This window comes from Bacillus sp. ABP14 (assembly GCF_001831375.1).
In the GTDB taxonomy this organism is placed as follows: domain Bacteria; phylum Bacillota; class Bacilli; order Bacillales; family Bacillaceae_G; genus Bacillus_A; species Bacillus_A paranthracis.
The window spans coordinates 4,112,902-4,133,234 of record NZ_CP017016.1 but is presented as its reverse complement, the minus strand read 5'-3'; the positions used below and the strand labels follow the sequence as shown (position 1 = coordinate 4,133,234).

Sequence of the window (20,333 nt, the reverse complement as noted above, 5' to 3'; positions counted from 1 at the left end):
GGTGAACTTTAGTGGAAGAAAAAAAGCAACAAAATGTAACAATAAAAGGGACAAAAGACGGAATAACCCTTCATTTAGATGATTGTTGTTCATTCTCTGAATTATTGAAGGAATTAGATGAAAAGCTTTCTACACATTACTATGATGGTGATGGACGCTCTTTAATTGAAGTGCATGTGAAAGTAGGAAACCGTTATTTAACAGAAGTCCAACAAGAAGAGATTCGTACGTTAATTCGTAATAAAAAGAATCTCGTTGTGGATTCGATTGAAAGTGATGTTATAACGAAAGAGGAAGCAATAGCTTGGAAAGAAGAAACAGAAATCGTCCCTATTTCCAAAATTGTTCGCTCTGGACAAGTTTTACATGTAAAAGGAAATTTATTGTTAATTGGTGATGTTAATCCAGGCGGAACGGTTATCGCTGGGGGGAATATTTTTGTCGTAGGATCATTAAGAGGAATTGCACATGCGGGGTATTATGGGGATTCAGATGCTGTAATCGCTGCATCTGTTATGAACCCGATGCAACTTCGAATTAGTGATGTGGCAATGCGGGCTCCGGAAGAGAAAGAAGACGGAGCGGAGGCGGCAGAATGTGCGTATATTAATGAGAACAATCACATTGTTGTCGATCGACTGCAACTTCTCACTCATCTTAGACCTAATTTAACAAAGTTAGAAAGGGGAATTGTATAGCTGTGGGAGAGGCAATAGTAATTACATCTGGAAAAGGCGGTGTAGGTAAAACTACAACGTCTGCGAACATTGGGACAGCCCTAGCGTTATCTGGAAAGAAAGTGTGCTTAATTGACACAGATATCGGTCTTCGAAACTTAGACGTAGTAATGGGGCTGGAAAATCGTATTGTATTTGATCTTGTTGATGTCGTTGAAGGGCGTTGCCGTTTACCTCAGGCTCTTATTAAAGATAAACGTTTTGATGATCTTTATTTATTACCTGCAGCACAAACGAGTGATAAATCAGCGGTAACACCTGAACAAATGGATGAATTAATACAAGTATTACGTCAAGATTATGATTACATATTAATTGATTGTCCTGCGGGGATTGAGCAGGGATTTAAAAACGCGGTAGCTGGTGCGGATAAAGCAATTGTTGTTACGACGCCAGAAGTATCCTCAATGCGCGATGCGGATCGTATTATCGGGCTTTTAGAAAAAGAGGATATTGAACCACCGAAACTTGTTATTAATCGTGTGCGTAGTCATATGCTTCATGAACAGGATATGTTAGATGTTGATGAAATCGTACGTACATTGTCAATCGAGCTTCTTGGTGTTGTCGAAGATGATGATGAAGTTATTCGTGCTACAAATACAGGTGAGCCTGTAGCGTTGCAACCGAGCGGAAAAGCAGCGTTAGCTTATCGTAATATTGCAAGACGTTTGTTGGGTGAGAATGTCCCATTACAAGCATTTGAACAAGAAAAGGTATCGGTATTTACAAAGGTGAAAAACTTCTTTGGAATCCGTTAAAAGCACTTCGCATATTTGCGGAGTGCTTTCTTTTTTCTTCACACGAATATCTTCCATACCTAGCTCATACATATGTACAAACTGTATATAACTGTTTCTATGTACATTAGCTTAACGAAAGAAAGGAGACAGTATGAAGAATAGACGTGTAGAAGAAATTAAAAAACGGATTGCGAAGAGGAAGGCAGAGCAAGAAAGGATGGAGGAAGAGCAGTATTTTGCTGGAGAGAATTTTGATAGTGAAACAGTATTTATTGAAGATGGAGAAAAGGAAATTCATCCTTTATTTCGAAAAGAAGTATTTTTCTTCAAAGTATTGTTATCAGCAATATTAGTTCTTTCTGTCGCTATTTTATATAAGAATGCACCTTCTTCTTTTGACGGTGCGAAAGCTGTTACAGAAAAAGTGATGAAAGAAGAATTTCAATTTGCTACTGTAGCGAAATGGTACGAAAAACAGTTTGGAAAACCTCTCGTGTTCTATTCGCCTAATGAGAAAAAAGAAGGGACCATTCAGCAAAAAGATTATGCCATTCCTGCTTCGGGAAAGGTGATGCAAGGGTTTCAAAAAAATGGCCAAGGTGTATTTGTTCAAACAGCTACAAATGCAACTGTTGAGTCAGTGAATGAAGGGCTAGTAGTTTTTGCAGGAAAGAAAGAGGAACTTGGTAATACAGTTCAAATTCAGCATGCAGATGGCACGGAGTCATGGTATGCAAATTTAAATGATATGTCAGTGAAATTATATGATTACGTTTCAAAGAAACAAAAAATTGGAACGGTGAGTAATGATACAAACGATAAAAATGGTAAGTTCTATTTCGCAATAAAAAAGGATGAAAAATTTATTGACCCGATTCAGGTGATTTCATTTGATTAAATATAGAGAGGTTTTAACGAAAATTTCAGTGCATCCGTTGTTTTGGGTTATTATTGTCATTGGTATTTTTACGGCACGTTTTAAAGAGTTACTATTGTTATTTTGTATCGTTCTTGTCCATGAACTCGGGCATGCTTTTGCAGCAGCACACTATAATTGGCGCATCAAAAAAATTCAACTTTTACCGTTTGGTGGTGTAGCTGAGCTTGAGGAGCATGGGAATAAGTCATTGAAAGAGGAGCTTGTTGTCGTAATTGCAGGACCTATTCAACATATTTGGATGATGGCGATAGGCTATATGTTGTTTGAAGCTGGTTGGCTTCATGCGGAATTATATTATTTCTTTATGTGGAATAATATAATTATTTTAGCATTTAATTTACTACCTATTTGGCCGCTTGATGGTGGAAAAGTATTGTTTAACGTCTTATCATATCGTTTTCCTTATTTACAAGCACATGAAAAGATGATGAAATTATCATGTGTTTTTTTTAGTGTCATACTAGTGTGGCAGTTACTTTGGAATAGTAATAATATTATGATGTGGGTACTGCTTATATTTTTAGCGGTGTCGTTATATCAAGAATGGAAACAAAGACGATATGCCTTTATGCGTTTTTTATTAGAACGTTATTATGGGAACAAAAGAGGAATTGAAAAGATTGCACCAATTGAAGTAAAAACAGAAGATCGTTTATATACAATCTTCACAAAATTTCGTAGAGGATATAAGCACTCTATTATCGTCCGCGGAAAATATAAAGAACATTACACATTGGATGAAAATGAATTGCTTTATGCGTATTTTACTGAAAAACGAACAACTTCATCTGTTGAAGAATTAATCGGTTAGTGTTGACGTTAGCACTAACCTTTTATTATTGTAAAAGCAAAGAAGATTATAAAGTGAGGAAAGTATTTTGAAAACGTTATATATTAACTATGCTGGATCGGAAAAACGCGTTGCAATTGAAGAGAAGAAGAAAATTGTTGAGTTTTTATGGAAACGAAATGAAGAACAAGAGATTGTTGGGCATATTTATGTTGGACGTATCGTAAGAACGATTGCTGGAATGAATGCAGCTTTTGTAAATATAGGTTTAGAAAAACATGCGTATCTTTCGTACGATGATGTACCATCTTCTTATCATATACATGAAGGAAAAGCGGTACTCGTACAAGTTGTAAAAGAGGCAATTGATACGAAAGGGCCAAAATTGACAGCAAATATAGAATTTACCGGGAAATATGTCGTTTATATGCCATATGATGAAATGCGTGCGGTTTCTCGGAAAATAAAAAACAATAAAAGAAGGCAACAATTACTCCAAATTGAAGTAGAAGGGAAAGGAGGTTATATTTTCCGCTCAGCTTCTGAAAAAGGAGAAATTGAAGAAATACAAGCTGAAATGCAAAGGTTACAGCAGTTATATGAAGAGTTAAAAAGAAAAGAGGGCCAAGGAAAGGCACCGTTACTACTTCATCGGCCAGCAACCTTTTTAGATCGTGTATTTCAAGAGAATCCAATTGAAACGATTGAAAAAGTAGTTGTAGATACAAGAAGTATAGTAAAAGAATTAGAAGAAAAAGTCGGCAAAGAAAAAATATCTTTTTATAATGAAAAGTCTTCAATATTTAACCATTTTGGCATAGAGCGTGAGATTGAGAAAGCACTTCAAAAAATTGTTTGGCTCCCAAATGGTGCTTATTTAATTGTGGAACAAATGGAGACGATGACTGTAATTGATGTGAATACGGGTAAGTTTACTGGAAAACAGAATTTACAAGATACAGTCCTTCGTACAAATGAAGTAGCAGCTGAAGAGATAGCGCGTCAATTAAGACTCCGTGATATTGGTGGTATGATATTAATTGACTTTATTAATATGAAAAGAAGAGAAGATAAAGAAAAGATAAGAGAATGTCTCATCGCTGCTATGCAAAATGATCGCACATATACAAGAGTGCTCGGGTTCACAGAGTTAGGGATTTTAGAGATGACACGTAAACGTAAAAAACATTCTTTACGTGACGTATTACTTGAAGAGTGTGCACCGTGCAAAGCGACGGGTTATGTCATGTCATATGAAACGATTGCGTATGAGCTAGAGAGAGAGCTAATTTCATATGGCAATATAGAAGATGAGGCAGTATTAATCTCTGCACCTAAAGAATTACAAAAACAATTTTTGCAAAAAGAATTACAAAAAAATATTCCATTTGAAATTTATTTCAAAGATGATATGATCGAAAAGTACGCTATTATCCGTTTTGGAAGTAAAAAAGAAATTATAGAACGGAAAAAATAGTTATTAGAACTTTCATTGACAATAGTCTATGATTCATGATAACATCTTTATGTTATAGTTTATAGCACCTAAACGGCTATATGCTACAACCGCACAAGACAGGTTCCTTAAAGGCATTTATGTCTACCTCGTTTTTGGCGAGTCTTAGTAATTAAGAGGAGGTGCAAGTATGTACGCAATTATCGAAACAGGTGGAAAACAAATCAAAGTTGAAGCTGGTCAAGAAATCTACATTGAAAAATTAGATGTTGAAGCTGGTGAAACTGTTACTTTTGACAAAGTTCTTTTCGTTGGTGGCGAAAACGTGAAAGTTGGTAGCCCAGTTGTAGAAGGTGCAACAGTTACTGCGAAAGTTGAAAAACACGGTCGCGCTAAGAAAATCATCGTTTTCAAATACAAAGCGAAAAAGAACAATCGTAAGAAACAAGGTCATCGTCAACCTTACACTAAGCTAGTTGTTGAAGCTATCAACGCTTAATTCTGGTTAACATGATTAAAATTACGATAAGTCGCACGAAATTAGGAAGTATCCAATCATTTAAAATGACTGGACATGCCGATTATGCGCCACATGGACAAGATCTTGTCTGTGCTGGAACTACAGCGGTTGTGTTTGGTTCCATAAATGCTGTGGAAGAACTTTGTAATGTGCAGGCAACTATTGAACTCGGAAGTGATGGTGGATTCTTAACGTATGAATTGCCTAATGATTTAGACGTTCATACAGCAGAAAAAGCACAGATACTTTTAGAAGGATTGGTTGTTTCGCTTAAGACGATCGAACTTGATTACGGAAAGTATATCCGTTTAATAGAAAAAGTGCAGGAGGTGTAACGTATGTTAAGATTAGATCTTCAGTTTTTCGCATCTAAGAAAGGTGTAGGTAGTACAAAGAACGGTCGTGACTCTCAGTCAAAACGTCTTGGTGCTAAACGCGCAGATGGTCAAACGGTTACAGGTGGTTCAATTCTTTACCGTCAACGCGGTACAAAAATTTATCCAGGTGTTAACGTTGGTCGTGGTGGCGATGACACTTTATACGCGAAAGTTGACGGCGTAGTACGCTTCGAGCGTCTTGGCCGTGACCGCAAACAAGTGAGCGTATATCCTGTTGCTCAAGAAGCATAAGAACTCACGGAAAACTCTAACCTGAGTGCAGGTTAGAGTTTTTCTATATTAAGGAGTATCTAAATGAATAAAAAATGGACAATTATAGATGCATTGCGCCATTCAAGACATGATTGGCTCAATCGTATGCAGATGGTGAAAGGAAACCTTTCCCTTGGAAAAGTGGAAGAAATTCATAGTCTCATCGATCGTTTTGTCCAAGAAGCGAGACAAGAATCCAATCTGATGGGGCTATCAATGCCTTTATTTTCAGAGTGGATTTTAACATATAATTGGAAACAGCAGCCGTGCTTATTGGAGTACGAAGTATTAGGGAATTTACATAACTTATCTCACTTAGATGAGACTGTATGTACATGGACGAATCAATTTTTCTCAATGCTTCAGCATAGTTTAGACGTATATGTTGAAAATTATGTTTGTATCACAATTGAATGTGACGCGGAGAATGCTCGTTTCTTTTTTGATTTTCGTGGTAAGCTAACGAGTGTAGAAGAACTACAGAATTGGCTTGCGAACCAAAACAATAAATGGTATTCCATTTCTTATACAGTAAGAGACGAAGAAGTCTCAGTTATATTACAACCAATTGAAAAAAGTGTGGTGAAATAATGTTTGTAGATCAGGTCAAGATATATGTAAAAGGCGGCGACGGTGGTAACGGAATGGTTGCGTATCGTCGTGAGAAGTATGTTCCAAAAGGTGGTCCAGCAGGTGGCGACGGTGGTAAAGGTGCAGATGTTGTTTTCGTTGTTGAAGAAGGCTTACGTACATTAATGGACTTCCGCTACCAACGTCATTTCAAAGCTGATCGCGGTCAGCACGGAATGAGTAAAGGTCAGCACGGCCGTAAATCTGAAGATTTAATCGTTAAAGTTCCGCCAGGAACAGTAGTAAAAGATGAAAAAACTGGTCAAATTCTTGCCGATTTAGTAACGCATGGACAAACAGCTGTAATTGCAAAAGGTGGCCGCGGTGGCCGTGGTAACTCACGTTTCGCAACAGCTACGAACCCAGCGCCAGAAATTGCTGAGAATGGGGAACCAGGTCAAGAACGTGATGTCATTCTAGAACTTAAAGTACTAGCAGACGTTGGACTTGTTGGATTCCCAAGTGTAGGTAAATCTACATTATTATCTGTCGTATCATCAGCACGTCCGAAAATTGCAGAGTATCACTTTACAACAATCGTTCCAAACCTTGGTGTTGTTGAAACAGGTGATAACCGCAGCTTCGTTATGGCTGACCTTCCTGGATTAATTGAAGGGGCACATGCCGGCGTTGGACTTGGTCATCAATTCCTACGTCATATTGAGCGTACACGTGTAATCGTGCATGTTATTGATATGTCTGGTTTAGAAGGCCGTGATCCATATGAAGATTACGTAACGATTAATAATGAATTAAAAGAATACAATCTTCGCTTAACGGAGCGTCCACAAGTTGTTGTTGCAAACAAAATGGATATGCCAGATGCAGAAGAAAACTTACAAGCATTTAAAGAGAAAGTGGGAGACGAAGTAAAAATCTTCCCAATCTCAGCTGTAACGAAACAAGGTGTTCGTGATTTACTATTTGAAGTAGCGAACTTATTAGAAACAACACCTGAATTCCCAATACATGAAGTTGCGGATGAGTCTGATACAAGTGTAATGTACAAACTTGAGACTGAAGGTGTTAAATTTGACATTACACGTGAAAGTGATGGCACGTTTGTTATCTCTGGTTACGATATCGAGAAAACATTCAAGATGACAGACTTCTCACGTGATGAATCTGTACGTCGTTTCGCTCGCCAAATGCGCGGAATGGGTATTGATGAAGCGCTTCGTGCACGTGGTGCAAAAGACGGAGATATTGTAAAAATTCTTGAATATGAATTTGAATTTATCGACTAAGACTGCCGAAATATGGCAGTCTTTTTTTATATCGCAAAAGTCTGATTTATACAGGAAAAAATGCCCACTAATTAAATTTTCAATTTATAATAGAAAAGGAGTAGTTTTATAAGAATTTTTATGGGGAGAAAACGAACATGTATAAAATATTAATTGTAGAAGATGACGAGAAAATCGCGGGGATATTAGAGGAGCATTTAGAAAGGTATGGCTATCAGTCATTTCGAGCAAGTGATTTACGACATATAAAAGATGAGTTTGTAAAAGTAAATCCACATCTCGTGTTACTTGATATTAATTTACCGTATTTTGATGGTTTCTATTGGTGTCGTCAAATCCGCACTGTATCGAATGCACCAATTATTTTTGTTTCTGCAAGAACGGGGGAAATGGATCAAGTAATGGCAATTGAAAATGGCGGAGATGATTACATTACGAAGCCATTCCATTTAGACATTGTAATGGCTAAGGTGAAAAGTGCACTTCGTCGTGGGTATGGTGAGTATGCTTCTGCGGCAGAAAGCGATTGTTTAGGTGTAAATGGACTGTTGTTATTCCCATCTCAGCACGTTGTTGAGTGGCAAGGGCAACAAACAGAACTGACAAAAAATGAATTTTACTTATTAGAGTGTTTAATGAAACAAGCAAATCAATATGTAACGCGCGAAGAATTGTTAGAAGCCCTCTGGGATGAGGTAGCTTTTGTTGATGATAATACATTAACCGTAAATGTAAAACGTGTAAGAAAGAAACTAGAGGAGCTAGGCATTAAAAATGCAATTGTAACGAAACGTGGATACGGTTATGCGCTTCTTACAGAGTGGGGAGAAGGACATGAAGGTTAAAGATTACCTCATGGACCGCTTTTCTTTAATTCTTTCTTACATTGTTAGCCTCTGTTTATTTGGGCTCGTTTTGCAGTTGCAAAGTCTTTTAGAAAAGCGATCTATTGATTGGAATACGTGGTTATACGGACTTTTATTAGGGACAGTTGTTTTTACTGTATATCTCATTTACGATTACCGAAAACGGAGTGTGTTTTTAAAGAGGATTGAAAAGTATGTTACTGGCGGAAATACATTACATGATTCCTTACTTATTGATACTTCTTATACGGCAGAGCAAGAGATGGTCGTTGAATCGTTTACGCTATTAAGACAGCAATATATGAATGAAGTTCATAAACAACATGCAAAAGAACAACAGCAAATGATATTTATGAACCAATGGATTCATCAAATGAAAACACCGGTATCTGTTATTGAGTTACTATTACAGAAGTTTGGTAAAGAGCATCGTGAAGCAAGGGCAACAGTTGAAAGTATTCGTGAAGAAAATAATCGCATACTAAATGGTTTAGATTTAGCGTTACATATGGCAAGGTTAGAGCAGTTTGCGAAAGATTATAAAGTAGAAGTAGTAAATGTGATAGATATTATTAGAGGTATTATTAATGAAAATAGAAAGTCCTTCATTCAATCGTCTGTATTTCCGAAAGTGATGTTTGAGGAAGATACTTGTATGGTTGCCTCTGATAGAAAATGGCTCAGTATTGCTATAGGACAAATTGTTGTAAATGCAATTAAGTATACAAAAATTTCGGAAGCAGAGAAAAAGGAAATTCAATTTCAAATTGAAGAGAAAGATCAAAAGGTGTTATTACATATTAAGGACAATGGAATCGGTATTCCAGAGCAAGATGTAAAGCGTATATTTGATCCATTCTTTACAGGGGTAAATGGTCGGAAAACGAGAGAAGCGACTGGAATGGGTTTATATATTACGAAGGAAATTTGTGATAATTTACATCACGGTATGTATGTGCAATCGGCTGAAGGGGAAGGGACAACATTCACGTTCCAATTTGCAAAAGATGAAGAATATCATACATTAATGAGAAAAATGACAAAACTGTAAGATAACAAAACGTTTTGTAAGGGAAATCACTCGTTTCTTTTTCTTATTTTTCTTATAGTAAATGTAAGAAGAAAACACATAGGGGGATTAGAAATGAGTGTTCTTGAAGTAAAAGGATTAACGAAGGTGTACCAATCGAAAGGTTCAGTAGCAACGACTGCTTTAAATGATATAAATTTTAAAATAGAAGAAGGCGAATTTGTAGGGATTATGGGTCCTTCAGGGAGCGGAAAAACAACGCTTTTAAATTTATTAGCAACAATTGATAAGCAAACTTCAGGTCATGTGCTTGTAAATGGTGAAGAAATTAATCAAATGCGTGCTGCAAAATTAGCGGAGTTTCGCCGTACACATTTAGGATTCATTTTCCAAGATTTTAACTTACTTGATACGTTATCGATTAAAGAAAATATCATTTTACCACTTGTAATGGCGAAGAAATCTGTAAATGAAATCGATGCAAAAGTGCTTGAGATTGCAAAGTTTTTAAATATCGAGGGCATTTTAAATAAAAAGGTATATGAAGTATCAGGTGGCCAACAACAACGTGCAGCAGCTGCGAGAGCGATCATTCATGAACCGACGCTAATTTTAGCAGATGAGCCAACTGGAAACTTAGATTCTAAGTCGGCAAAATCATTAATGAGCGCGTTGCAAGATTTGCATGAACAAAAGAAAGTAACAATTGCAATGGTAACGCATGATCCAGTAGCGGCGAGTTATTGCGAACGTATTCTTTTCATACGTGATGGAGAGATTTTCTCAGAAATACATAAGGGAAGAACGAAACAAGCCTTTTTCCAAGAAATTCTGGACGTACTTGCGATGCTAGGAGGGGAATATCATGAATTTTCGCCAGCTCGCGCTTAATAATGTAAAAGGAAATTGGCGTAATTATAAAGCGTTTCTTATAAGTAGTTGTTTATCGATAGTCGTATTTTTCATGTATGCTTCCTTCATTTATCATCCAGATGTTGTAGGCGGTAATATTAGTATGAGGGAGATGATTTCAAAAGGGCTAGAATCAATGAATTATATTGTAGTCATCTTCTCAGCACTCTTTATTTTATATGCAAATTCAACGTTTTTACGAGCAAGGAAAAAAGAGTTTGGTCTATTAACATTAATAGGTGGAACAAAATCGCAGCTCGGCCGAATGATTATATTAGAGCAGCTTATGTTAGGTAGTATTGCAATTGTAGTAGGTATTGGACTTGGTATGCTTTGTTCAAAATTATTCTTCCAAGCATTAAGCGTAATATTGAAAATAGATAAAACACTTCCACTCGTATGGAATAGTAAAGCGGTTTTGATTACAGCAGGTGTATACTTTATTCTATTTTTAATCTTATCATTGTTTAGCGTTTGGACAGTAGGACGCTTGCAAATTATCGATTTATTAAGAGAAGCAAGAAAACAAAAAGTAGAGCCTTTTGCATTTACATGGTTATGCGTAGTTGGTATAGGATGTATTATTGTTGCATATGTACTTAGCTTCCAAGTAACATTTATGAATTTTATCATTCTGTTTTTACCGATTGTAGGGCTGACGATAGGCGGAACTTATTTGCTGTTTACACAAGGTAGTACAGTTGTATTAAAGGCGTTACAAAAACGAAAAAAATCTTTTTATACATATCCAAATATGTTTGTACTTAGCAATCTTATTTATAAAATGAAAGATAATGCTCGTTTTTTATTTGTAATTTCTATCATTACGGCGGTAGTATCTTCAGCAGTTGGTACGCTGTACGTATTTTTTGAGGATATGAGTTATAAGGCAGTAACTAGTACCCCGCATGCTATTTCGTATGAGGAAAAGGGAATACATACGCATAATGTCATCAAAGAAGGAAAAGCAAAACAATTAATAAAAAAACACGGATTTGAAGAAGCGCGAGAAGTAACGTACGTAAAACTTCCTGGAACTCAAAAAATCACGATGTTTAACAGTGAACATGAAATGCCAATGGCGATTGTTTCAGAAAAAGAATATAACGCTGAAGTACGTAAACAAAAAAGAGAGCAAGTTAGAGAAGTTCATAATGCACCAGGTAGTGCAACGATGGTCATAACGGATATGGCGAACGATATGATGAAGATAGATCGTACGAAACCGCATGAAATTAAAATTAACGGACAAACGCAGTCTGTTCAATTAAATAAGCCAACTCCTTTTTCTGTTTTTAATGATAGTGAATATCTCATTGTAAATGATCAAGATTTTGAGAAATATGCAAAGCTCGTACCGGATGAAGAAAAGAAGAAATATTACGGTTATTATATAGAAGACTGGAAAAGTACAGAAGATCTTGTGTTAGATTTGAAAAAGGAAATTGTACCAGATAAACAAGGGGAACTAAACAACTCGGTGCTCGCTTATAAAAATATAAGGGAATCAGGGGCAATTACAATGTTTATCGGTTTCTTCGTAGCAGTACTATTCTTCTTCTTCGCTTGTAGTATGACATACTTTAAATGGTTTAACGATAAAGAACAAGATCGTATTCAATTTAAATCGTTAAAGAGAATCGGTATGACAGATAAAGAAATTCGTAAAATTGCAATTCGACAAATGGGCGTTATCTTCTTTATCCCAATTGTCATCGGCGCTATTCATAGTGGATTTGCTCTTCATACGTTAGGAAAAATGCTTTATCTCGATTTATGGAAATCAGGTGCGCTTGTAATTGGAGCATACATTTTAGCTTCTGCGATTTACTTTATGATCGCGCAAAGAGGATATTTAAAACACGTAAAAAGCTAGGGGAACCTCTAGCTTTTTGCCTATGTAGTAAGTTACAGGAGGACGATAGATGAACATTCGGCAACTAGCGCTGCAAAATATAAAAGGAAATTGGCGTAATTATAAAGTGTTTTTCTTAAGTAGTTGTTTTGCGATATTTGCGTCTTTTGCATACATGTCCGTCATTGTACATCCGTATATGCAAGAGACGATGTGGTATCAAAACGTACGCTGGGGACTGATCATATGTAATGTTATTATCATTTCTTTTTTCGTCATATTTATTTTGTATTCTACTTCTATTTTCATAGAGGCACGTAAAAAAGAATTAGGATTATATATGTTAATGGGAGCAACGAAATCTAACGTAATTGGCGTAATTATGACCGAGCAAATGTTGATCGGGGTATTTGCTAATATTTTTGGTATTGGGCTTGGCATGATTTTTTTAAAGCTCTTCTTTATGGTGTTTAGTATGTTACTGGGGCTTCCGAAAGAACTCCCTGTCATATTTGACTTGAGAGCAATTGGGGGAACATTTATTGCGTATATGGTCGTATTTGTTGTCTTATCATTTATAAGTGCTTTACGTATATGGAATATAAAAATCATTCGGTTATTGAAAGAATTTCGAGCAGATAAAAAAGAGAAGAAAACATCAATGTGGCTTTGTATATTCGGATTTATTTGTTTAGGTATAGGATATGCGTTAGCGTTACAAGCGACCATACTAACGATAGCGGTCTATTTTTTCCCTGTGTCTATACTTGTCTCTTTCGGAACGTATTTTTCTTTTACACACGGCACTGCTCAAATATTAGAAATAATAAAACGAAATAAAAAGATTATGTATACATATCCGTATTTATTTATAGTGAATCAATTGTCACATCGAATGAAGGAAAATGGTCGCTTTTTCTTTCTGATGTCTATGGCAACGACGTTTGTAGTTACAGCAACAGGTACGGTGTTCTTATATTTTTCTGGTATGCAAGATATGTGGCGTGGCGGGGGCGTGCATTCATTTTCTTACATAGAAAAAGGTGCTTCTTCTCATGAAGTCTTTACGGAGGGCACGGTTGAACAATTATTGCACCAATATGGGTATGATGATTTTCAATCTATGAGTTTTGTTGGAGTGTATGCATCTTTTCAGACCAATAAGGGAGAAACAGAAGTAGCGCCACTCATTAAACAAAGTGAATACAATCAAGAGGCGAGAAAACAAAAACAGAAAACGTATCATCCTAAAAAAGGTACAGTGACACTCGTTTATTATAATAAATATAATAATTCGAATGTATATAATCAAAAAGAGATTCAATTGCAAGTAATGAATCAACCATATCAATTCGTATTTAACGGCCAGAAAGAAGGGGTTCAATTTAACCATCATCCTTCGTACATTAATGGTCTGTTCTTCGTTATGAATGATGAAGATTTTGATAGTATAGCAAATCAGGTTCCTGATTCTGAAAAAATGATATATAGGGGCTACACATTACCAAATATCGAAAATACGAAAAAATTAAATGAAGATTTACGGAAACATATGAAACAAGATAATAATAATGCATTTCGAAGCAATATGGAGTTGTATGTAAATATGAAAGAAGGCGGCGATATTACTCTATTTGTAGGCTCATTTATTAGTATATTATTCTTTCTTACTTCATGTAGTATTGTGTATTTTAAATGGTTCCATAATATTGCATCGGACCGAAAGCAGTATGGTGCACTCTCTAAACTTGGAATGACGAAGGAAGAAGTATGGAAGGTTTCTCGTTGGCAATTGTGTATGCTATTTTTTGTACCAATTATAGTAGGGAGTATGCATAGTGCAGTTGCGTTATATACGTTTCATAAAACGATCTTTATGGATGGTTCATTAAGAAAAGTAGCTTTGTTTATTCTATTTTATATCGCCGCATGTATCATGTATTTCTTTTTCGCGCAAAGAGAATATAAGAAACATTTAGACTAGCAAACGCTAGTCTTTTTTAAATATTCGAAATTTACATAGAAGAATATAAAAAAGTATGGTATAACAGTAAGAAAACGAAAAAGAGGGGAAAAGACGATGATTCGAGTAGGATATTTAGGACCAGAAGCAACATTTACAAATATGGCGGTGAGTCGTTTTTTTCCGGAAGCAGAGCATGTACCGTATCGAACGATTCCAGATTGTATAGATGCAGCTGCAAATGAAAATGTAGACTTCGCAGTTGTACCGTTAGAAAATGCAATAGAAGGTTCCGTGAATATAACAGTTGATTATCTTGTGCATGAGCAACCACTCTCTATTGTAGGAGAAATTACAGTACCTATTCAGCAACATTTACTTGTACATCCGCAGTATGCAGAAGTGTGGGAAGAAGTATATGCAGTGCATTCTCATCCACACGCTATTGCGCAATGTCATAAGTTTTTAAATGAAGAATTAAAAGGGGTAACTGCCCGAGATATGACATCAACAAGTGCAGCTGCGCAATATGTGAAAGAACATCCTGAAGAAAAAATTGCTGCCATTGCAAATGAAGCAGCTGCAGAGAAATACGGATTAACGATTGTAAGACGAAGCATTCATACACATAAAAATAATCATACACGTTTCCTAGTACTCCATAAGAAAAAGAAAGCAATACTCTCAAATAATGGAGAAAACCGCGGAGAGAAAACGACGCTTATGATAACGTTACCTGCTGATTATGCAGGGGCACTATATCAAGTGTTATCAGCTTTCGCATGGAGAAAATTAAACTTATCCAAAATCGAATCGCGCCCGATGAAAACAGGACTTGGAAATTACTTTTTCTTAATCGATGTCGATAAAGCATACGATGACGTATTATTGCCAGGCGTAACGATGGAACTTGAAGCACTTGGTTTTTCTGTTACGGTGCTGGGGAGTTATTCTTCTTATTGGTTATAAGGGGAGTTAGGTTATACCGTGTGATAGATCAATAAAATCCCACCTATAAATGGTGGGATTCTTTATTTTAACTTCGCAAGACGCTCTTCTAATTGACCGCGCCAAACGTCAGCTAGTTCTGGAACAGCAAGAATCTTTTCGATGCCATCTCTATCTTTTCTATTATGAAAATAAATTTCGTTAGAGAACAAGACGGAAACATTGCTCGGTTGACGTTTTAGTAATGTGATTTTTGAATCTTTACGTACAGTACCTTCTTGAAGAACGCGGCATAGATAGCCAGTAAATCCAGTTGCTACAATGCGCGGCAGTATGCCAGGAATACCGAGGCGTTTTGAAATCGTACTACAAGGTACTCTTGCTTGTGTCACCTGAATGATTGCTTCACCTAATTTGTATGTATCTCCGATGCATACATCACGCTCTAACATATTTGTTACGGTAATGTTTTCGCCAAATGCAGAAGCGGGGAGTGTTGTTTGGAATTCTTCTTCCCATAGTGCGTAATGCTCGTGTGGATACACGCAAACGGCGCGATCAGGTCCACCATGGTGTTTTAAATCAGCTACATCATCACCAAGGAAGCCATCTTTTGAGAGAAAAGCTTCTTCTGTAGAATCTTTACATATACCTGTTATCATTTCTTTATCTTCGCTATATTTCATTTGTTTCGGTTTGCCAATGCTAAAGTGAACGAGTTCAATTCTCATATTTGATCTCCTTTACAATTGATTACAATATTATAGCATTAAAAAAGCACAGAGAATTATAAAAACTCTGTGCTTTACATTAATAAACGAGAAATCCTGCTTTATCTAAAGCCTCGCAAGCAGCATCTAATTTTTCTTTTGAATCTGCCTCAATAGTATGTAAGTGAATACCGTCTGTTAATTGCGATAGATAGGAAGCATTTGTGTTTTCGATTTTTTGTAAATATTGCTCTACATCAAAGCGATTGCTTACCATGATAGATGCTGTTAAGTCACCGTATACAGGATGCTCAACTTTTACATCTTTAATTGTAACGCCGTGGTCAACAAGCATTGTAAGTTCTTGACGTACTTCTGCTGGCTTATGTTGGCATACAATTACGCGTTCGAAAGCTTGTTGTTTTTCTTGTGGTTTTAAATATAAATAGCCTTGAGCAGTCGCAATGATCGGTTCGTTTCGTGCTTTAAGCAAGGAAATATCTTGCACGATAACTTGTCTACTTACGTTTGTCTTTTTCGATAGCTCATTTCCGGATAACGGTTCATTTGCAGCGAGAAGCCACTGAAGGATAAGCTGTCGTCTTTCTTCACCTAAAATCTTTTTTTGTTCATTTTGTTTCATTATGATTTAACACCTCTATAAAATTGATTTCCAATTGTGTGTAGTGCATGAATAGTAGTATCAATTTGATCTTTCGTTGTTTGTTGTCCGAAAGAGAAGCGGACATATTGTTTTGCCTCTTCATACGTTTTTCCAATTGCAAGCATTGTTTTCGAAGGTTCTTGTTTACCAACTTGGCAAGCACTTCCGGTGGAAATGGCAATACCATGGCGATTACATTCTAGCATTGTATACTGACCTTCTATTCCTTTTATTGTAACCCCAATAATATGTGGTAAACAAGAAGTAGAATGACCTTCTACTTCAATTTCTAGCGGAAGTGTTCGTATTTGCTCTAAAAAGTAGGATCGTAACTCTTTAAAACGTAAACTTTCTTCCTGTTGATTTTTTAATATATTCTCAGCAGCTGTTAAAAAAGATGCGATGCCAGGAACGTTCACTGTGCCAGGGCGAAACCCTTTTTCGTGAGAGGTTCCCGGGAATATTTGTGTCCAGCGAACTTGCGGATTGATATAGCAAGCGCCAACACCCTTCGGTCCGTATATTTTATGTGCTGAAACAGAAAGACTATCAATCCCCATCTCAAAAACATGGATAGGAAGTTTACCAAAGGTTTGTACACAATCTGAATGAAATAAAACGTTATATTTTTTCAAAAGTGCCCCAATCTCTGCGATATTTTGAACGGTTCCGATTTCAGAGTTTCCGTGCTGTATACTTGCTAGCACAGTATCTTCTGTAATAGCTGCTTCTAAATCTATTAAACGAATGAGTCCATTTTTATCAACAGGAATTTCAGTAATTGTATACCCTTTTGATTGTAAGGTTTGAAAATAACTTCGAATGGATGCATGTTCCATAGGTGTCGTAATAATATGCTTCTTATTTTGGGCATTGAGAAGGGACTGAATCGCAAGATAGTTCGATTCTGACCCACCGCTCGTGAAGAATATCCCTTGTTCCTTTCCGCCAATCATTTCGGCAAATGTTTTTCTACAAACTTGTAATAAAGAAGAGGCCGTTCCTCCAATATCGTGTAAACTTTGTTCATTTCCGAAGTATTGCGATGCTGCTTTCGTATATGTTTGTAATGCTTCCGCGCTCATAGGTGTAGTAGCTGCATAATCAAGATATATCATCATGTAAGTTCCTCTCTCTAGTAAGAGTTACATTTCTTTTATTTTTTTAAATGGTAGTGAAAATAAGAATTATAAAAAAACTCTTGTCATTATTTTAAAACTATGTAAATATAGGTGTCAAGACAGTTGAAAAGTGTAAAGTAGGAGGCAACAATTATGCCAAGTGCAGATGTCTTAATTATTGGAAGTGGCGTTGCGGCACTTCGTGTTGCAAAAGAGATTTGTCACGAAAAGAATGTGATTATTATCACAAAGGAAACGAATCGTAATAATAATACATATTTAGCGCAAGGTGGAATTGCCGCAGCCGTAGCTACATATGACAATCCAAATGATCATTTTGAAGATACGTTAGTAGCAGGATGTCATTATAACAATGAAGATGCGGTTCGTTATTTAGTTGAAGAAGGGCCGAAAGAAATGAATCATCTCATTGAAAATGGAATGAAATTTGATGGAGATGAAACGGGCCCTCACCTTGGAAAAGAAGGTGCACATCGGAAGCGGCGTATTTTACATGCAGGTGGCGATGCAACAGGAAAGAATTTATTGGAGCATTTCATTCAAGAAGTAGTTCCGTACGTTACGGTAGTGGAACAGGAAATGGTGCTTGATTTTATTATAGAAAACGAAAAATGTGCTGGAGTTTTAACGCGAGATAGTGAAGGGAAGTTGAAGCGTTATGATGCAGATTATACGGTGTTAGCCTCAGGCGGGATTGGTGGTTTATATGCCTTTACTTCTAATGACAAAACAATTACGGGTGATGGACTTGCGATGGTGTACCGCGCGGGTGGGGAGCTTGCAGATTTAGAATTTGTACAATTCCATCCAACGATGTTATACGCGGGCGGACGATGCTGTGGCCTCGTTTCTGAAGCTGTCCGTGGTGAAGGAGCTGTCCTTATAAATGGAAAAGGGCAGCGTTTTATGATGGATATACATCCAGATCATGATCTCGCACCGCGTGATGTAGTGGCAAGAGCGATTCATGAACAGCTTTTGGCGGGTGAAAAAGTGTATTTGAATATCGAGTCTATTCAAAATTTCGAAGAACGTTTTCCAACTGTATCAGCATTGTGTAAAAAGAATGGTGTTGATATTACTAAAAAACGCATTCCAGTCGTACCGGGTGCTCATTTCCATATGGGCGGCGTGAAAACAAACTGTGATGGAGAGACGTCCATTCCACATTTATATGCGGTTGGTGAAGTAGCTTGTAACGGTGTTCATGGAGCAAATAGATTAGCGAGTAATTCATTATTAGAAGGTCTTGTGTTTGGAAAAAGAATAGGACAGCATCTTTTAACGAAAGCGACAAAAGACAGATTGAACAACTTTGCTGAGAAGGAAAAGAAGTTTATCGTTCTGAATCATTTGCCGACCAAAGAGGAAATACAAGAATGCATGATGAAATATGTTGGGATTGTGCGAACAGAGCAAAGTTTATCTTATGCAAAGAGATGGCTTAGTAAGTACGGTGTTCGAAATATGATATTACAACATGATGTTCTTACAAATGAAGAGATAACGCTTATTAATATGTTAACAGTTTGTGAGCTTATCGTCGTATCAGCTTTGCAAAGAGAAGAAAGCATTGGTGGCCATTATCGAAGTGATTATCCACATAGAAGTAGCGTAAAAAAAGAAATCGTTCGAGTGAAAAGAAAACTACAACTTGTGTAATGAGGGGAAGAGGGGCTTTATGAATACGATAAAGGTTAAAGAAGCATTAAATCGATTTTTTCTAGAAGATATAGGAGAAAGAGATGTAACATCTCAGCTTATTTTTCCAGATAATTTACTTTCAAAAGGAACGTTTCTTGCAAAGGATACAGGAGTCTTTGCGGGACGTTTAGTCATTGAAGAAGGGTTTAAATTAATTGATGAGAGAATTAAAGTGGAGCTTCATAAAAAAGATGGAGATCTTGTAGAAAAAGGCGAAATAATTGCAACTGTCCAAGGACCAATCGCATCGTTATTAACGGCAGAGCGCGTTATATTAAACGTTATCCAGCGTATGAGTGGGATAGCGACAATGACATACGAGGCTGTTCGTGCCTTAGATAGCAGCCATACACGTATTTGTGATACGCGAAAAACGATGCCAGGGCTACGTATGTTTGATAAGTATGCAGTCGTGTGCGGAGGCGGATTTAATCACCGTTTCGGCTTATATGACGGTGTCATGATCAAAGATAATCATATTGCTTTTGCTGGTTCTATTACGAAAGCTGTTACATCAGTGAAAGAAAAGTTAGGACATATGGTGAAAGTAGAAGTTGAAACGGAAACAGAGGAGCAAGTGAGAGAGGCTGTAGCTGCTGGTGCAGATATTATTATGTTTGATAACCGTACGCCAGATGAGATTCGGGAGTTTTCAAAGATTGTGCCAAGCGCTATCGTGACGGAAGCTTCAGGGGGCATTACAATTGAAGATTTATCGAAATACGGAAAAACAGGGGTAGATTATATTTCACTTGGAGCGTTAACACATTCAGTGAAAGCACTTGATATTAGTTTCAATATTGAGGCGTAAGGAAAGTGGCTTAGA

21 protein-coding genes and 1 other annotated feature are annotated in these 20,333 nt (G+C 36.8%); of the genes, 18 read left to right on the top strand and 3 right to left on the bottom strand.

Features of this window, described 5'->3' with window-relative positions:
* Positions 1-11 precede the first annotated feature (11 nt).
* The 16 genes from minC to pheA all read left to right on the top strand — a co-directional run bounded on the left by minC (position 12) and on the right by pheA (position 15,308).
* Positions 12-698 carry a septum site-determining protein MinC gene (gene minC, locus BGI23_RS21500; protein ID WP_000391517.1) on the top strand — a complete coding sequence of 229 codons (687 nt, stop codon included), beginning with the start codon at positions 12-14 and terminating at the stop codon, positions 696-698.
* A gap of 2 nt (positions 699-700) precedes the next feature.
* Entirely contained in the window at positions 701-1,498 is a 798-nt protein-coding gene (gene minD / locus BGI23_RS21495; protein WP_000503311.1) for a septum site-determining protein MinD, read from the top strand.
* A 133-nt stretch (positions 1,499-1,631) separates the two neighbouring features.
* Entirely contained in the window at positions 1,632-2,378 is a 747-nt protein-coding gene (gene spoIVFA, locus BGI23_RS21490) for a stage IV sporulation protein SpoIVFA (RefSeq protein ID WP_000797462.1), read from the top strand.
* Positions 2,371-3,231, top strand: a complete 861-nt coding sequence (gene spoIVFB / locus BGI23_RS21485) for a stage IV sporulation intramembrane metalloprotease SpoIVFB (protein WP_070806882.1) — start codon at positions 2,371-2,373, stop codon at positions 3,229-3,231. The genes spoIVFA and spoIVFB overlap by 8 nt, the downstream gene beginning before the upstream one ends.
* A 67-nt stretch (positions 3,232-3,298) precedes the next feature.
* On the top strand, positions 3,299-4,687 hold the full coding sequence (locus BGI23_RS21480; RefSeq protein ID WP_070806881.1) for an Rne/Rng family ribonuclease: 1,389 nt from the start codon (positions 3,299-3,301) through the stop codon (positions 4,685-4,687).
* 77 nt (positions 4,688-4,764) lie between these two features.
* Positions 4,765-4,842, top strand: a sequence feature (ribosomal protein L21 leader region).
* 14 nt (positions 4,843-4,856) lie between these two features.
* Positions 4,857-5,165 (top strand): 50S ribosomal protein L21, encoded by a 309-nt coding sequence (rplU, locus tag BGI23_RS21475; protein WP_000270908.1) that lies wholly within the window; start codon positions 4,857-4,859, stop codon positions 5,163-5,165.
* An 11-nt stretch (positions 5,166-5,176) separates the two neighbouring features.
* A complete protein-coding gene (locus tag BGI23_RS28525; protein ID WP_001993153.1) occupies positions 5,177-5,521 on the top strand; it encodes a ribosomal-processing cysteine protease Prp in 345 nt (114 codons plus the stop codon).
* A gap of 3 nt (positions 5,522-5,524) precedes the next feature.
* Positions 5,525-5,815, top strand: a complete 291-nt coding sequence (rpmA, locus tag BGI23_RS28520; protein ID WP_000944958.1) for a 50S ribosomal protein L27 — start codon at positions 5,525-5,527, stop codon at positions 5,813-5,815.
* Positions 5,816-5,878: 63 nt separating this feature from the next.
* Entirely contained in the window at positions 5,879-6,427 is a 549-nt protein-coding gene (locus tag BGI23_RS21460; protein ID WP_001037006.1) for a sporulation initiation phosphotransferase B, read from the top strand.
* A complete protein-coding gene (gene obgE / locus BGI23_RS21455) occupies positions 6,427-7,713 on the top strand; it encodes a GTPase ObgE (RefSeq protein WP_000497125.1) in 1,287 nt (428 codons plus the stop codon). The genes BGI23_RS21460 and obgE overlap by 1 nt, the downstream gene beginning before the upstream one ends.
* Positions 7,714-7,850: 137 nt before the next feature.
* A complete protein-coding gene (locus tag BGI23_RS21450; protein WP_000276717.1) occupies positions 7,851-8,558 on the top strand; it encodes a response regulator transcription factor in 708 nt (235 codons plus the stop codon).
* A complete protein-coding gene (locus BGI23_RS21445) occupies positions 8,548-9,630 on the top strand; it encodes a HAMP domain-containing histidine kinase (RefSeq protein ID WP_000864967.1) in 1,083 nt (360 codons plus the stop codon). Before BGI23_RS21450 ends, BGI23_RS21445 begins: the two co-directional genes overlap by 11 nt.
* Before the next feature lie 93 nt (positions 9,631-9,723).
* Complete coding sequence (locus BGI23_RS21440) at positions 9,724-10,500, top strand: ABC transporter ATP-binding protein (RefSeq protein WP_070806880.1); 777 nt, start codon at positions 9,724-9,726, stop codon at positions 10,498-10,500.
* A complete protein-coding gene (locus BGI23_RS21435) occupies positions 10,475-12,397 on the top strand; it encodes an ABC transporter permease (protein WP_070806879.1) in 1,923 nt (640 codons plus the stop codon). The genes BGI23_RS21440 and BGI23_RS21435 overlap by 26 nt, the downstream gene beginning before the upstream one ends.
* Positions 12,398-12,446: 49 nt before the next feature.
* A complete protein-coding gene (locus tag BGI23_RS21430) occupies positions 12,447-14,360 on the top strand; it encodes an ABC transporter permease (RefSeq protein WP_046198094.1) in 1,914 nt (637 codons plus the stop codon).
* Between the two features lie 96 nt (positions 14,361-14,456).
* Complete coding sequence (gene pheA / locus BGI23_RS21425) at positions 14,457-15,308, top strand: prephenate dehydratase (protein WP_070806878.1); 852 nt, start codon at positions 14,457-14,459, stop codon at positions 15,306-15,308.
* Positions 15,309-15,370: 62 nt separating this feature from the next.
* On the opposite strand, the gene BGI23_RS21420 is transcribed toward pheA, so the two are convergent.
* The 3 genes from BGI23_RS21420 to BGI23_RS21410 all read right to left on the bottom strand — a co-directional run bounded on the left by BGI23_RS21420 (position 15,371) and on the right by BGI23_RS21410 (position 17,782).
* Positions 15,371-16,018 carry an MOSC domain-containing protein gene (locus tag BGI23_RS21420; protein WP_070806877.1) on the bottom strand — a complete coding sequence of 216 codons (648 nt, stop codon included), beginning with the start codon at positions 16,016-16,018 and terminating at the stop codon, positions 15,371-15,373.
* A 79-nt stretch (positions 16,019-16,097) separates the two neighbouring features.
* Positions 16,098-16,640: a transcription repressor NadR gene (locus BGI23_RS21415; protein ID WP_000812272.1), complete on the bottom strand. Its 543-nt coding sequence runs from the start codon at positions 16,638-16,640 to the stop codon at positions 16,098-16,100.
* Positions 16,640-17,782 carry an IscS subfamily cysteine desulfurase gene (locus BGI23_RS21410; RefSeq protein WP_070806876.1) on the bottom strand — a complete coding sequence of 381 codons (1,143 nt, stop codon included), beginning with the start codon at positions 17,780-17,782 and terminating at the stop codon, positions 16,640-16,642. The genes BGI23_RS21415 and BGI23_RS21410 overlap by 1 nt, the downstream gene beginning before the upstream one ends.
* Positions 17,783-17,935: 153 nt before the next feature.
* On the opposite strand from BGI23_RS21410, the gene nadB reads away from it, so the two are divergent.
* Positions 17,936-19,465 carry an L-aspartate oxidase gene (gene nadB / locus BGI23_RS21405; RefSeq protein WP_070806875.1) on the top strand — a complete coding sequence of 510 codons (1,530 nt, stop codon included), beginning with the start codon at positions 17,936-17,938 and terminating at the stop codon, positions 19,463-19,465.
* Positions 19,466-19,484: 19 nt separating this feature from the next.
* Positions 19,485-20,318, top strand: a complete 834-nt coding sequence (nadC, locus tag BGI23_RS21400; protein WP_001092219.1) for a carboxylating nicotinate-nucleotide diphosphorylase — start codon at positions 19,485-19,487, stop codon at positions 20,316-20,318.
* Positions 20,319-20,333 lie beyond the last annotated feature (15 nt).

What these genes read in the sequence shown, in the direction of transcription:
- nadB (WP_070806875.1), top strand. Translation starts at nt 17,936, where the DNA reads ATGCCAAGTGCAGATGTCTTAATTATTGGAAGTGGCGTTGCGGCACTT.
- pheA (WP_070806878.1), top strand. Translation starts at nt 14,457, where the DNA reads ATGATTCGAGTAGGATATTTAGGACCAGAAGCAACATTTACAAATATG.
- BGI23_RS21430 (WP_046198094.1), top strand. Translation starts at nt 12,447, where the DNA reads ATGAACATTCGGCAACTAGCGCTGCAAAATATAAAAGGAAATTGGCGT.
- spoIVFA (WP_000797462.1), top strand. Translation starts at nt 1,632, where the DNA reads ATGAAGAATAGACGTGTAGAAGAAATTAAAAAACGGATTGCGAAGAGG.
- BGI23_RS21445 (WP_000864967.1), top strand. Translation starts at nt 8,548, where the DNA reads ATGAAGGTTAAAGATTACCTCATGGACCGCTTTTCTTTAATTCTTTCT.
- rpmA (WP_000944958.1), top strand. Translation starts at nt 5,525, where the DNA reads ATGTTAAGATTAGATCTTCAGTTTTTCGCATCTAAGAAAGGTGTAGGT.
- BGI23_RS21415 (WP_000812272.1), bottom strand. Translation starts at nt 16,640, where the DNA reads ATGAAACAAAATGAACAAAAAAAGATTTTAGGTGAAGAAAGACGACAG.
- BGI23_RS21440 (WP_070806880.1), top strand. Translation starts at nt 9,724, where the DNA reads ATGAGTGTTCTTGAAGTAAAAGGATTAACGAAGGTGTACCAATCGAAA.
- BGI23_RS21435 (WP_070806879.1), top strand. Translation starts at nt 10,475, where the DNA reads ATGAATTTTCGCCAGCTCGCGCTTAATAATGTAAAAGGAAATTGGCGT.
- rplU (WP_000270908.1), top strand. Translation starts at nt 4,857, where the DNA reads ATGTACGCAATTATCGAAACAGGTGGAAAACAAATCAAAGTTGAAGCT.
- BGI23_RS21450 (WP_000276717.1), top strand. Translation starts at nt 7,851, where the DNA reads ATGTATAAAATATTAATTGTAGAAGATGACGAGAAAATCGCGGGGATA.
- BGI23_RS21410 (WP_070806876.1), bottom strand. Translation starts at nt 17,782, where the DNA reads ATGATGATATATCTTGATTATGCAGCTACTACACCTATGAGCGCGGAA.
- obgE (WP_000497125.1), top strand. Translation starts at nt 6,427, where the DNA reads ATGTTTGTAGATCAGGTCAAGATATATGTAAAAGGCGGCGACGGTGGT.
- BGI23_RS21420 (WP_070806877.1), bottom strand. Translation starts at nt 16,018, where the DNA reads ATGAGAATTGAACTCGTTCACTTTAGCATTGGCAAACCGAAACAAATG.
- BGI23_RS28525 (WP_001993153.1), top strand. Translation starts at nt 5,177, where the DNA reads ATGATTAAAATTACGATAAGTCGCACGAAATTAGGAAGTATCCAATCA.
- BGI23_RS21460 (WP_001037006.1), top strand. Translation starts at nt 5,879, where the DNA reads ATGAATAAAAAATGGACAATTATAGATGCATTGCGCCATTCAAGACAT.
- nadC (WP_001092219.1), top strand. Translation starts at nt 19,485, where the DNA reads ATGAATACGATAAAGGTTAAAGAAGCATTAAATCGATTTTTTCTAGAA.